At 59.1% G+C, this 232-nt stretch carries 1 protein-coding gene; it reads left to right on the top strand.

The annotated features are described in order from the left end of the window. Positions 1–232: ATP-binding cassette domain-containing protein (locus ACTHTA_RS11675; protein ID WP_440379650.1), on the top strand; the 232-nt coding region annotated here is incomplete at both ends.

The raw sequence follows: 232 nt of genomic DNA on the forward strand, positions 1-232 counted from the left end.
CTCCCACCGTAATCCCAAAACCGATACCGCCGCGCTGGACAATGTGTCGTTCGATATTTCCGACGGCGAATGGTTGGGGCTGATCGGCCACAACGGTGCGGGGAAAACAACGCTGATGTCGCTTGTGGCAGGCTTGCAGGAAGTACGGCAGGGCGACATTTTATTTGACGGCAAACCGATGCGCCTGCGGAGCCGCAGCGAGCGGCAGACAATCGGTTTGGTGCCGCAGGAT

It is taken from the genome of Neisseria sp. P0013.S005 (genome assembly GCF_051958425.1).
Taxonomy (GTDB): Bacteria; Pseudomonadota; Gammaproteobacteria; order Burkholderiales; family Neisseriaceae; genus Neisseria; species Neisseria subflava.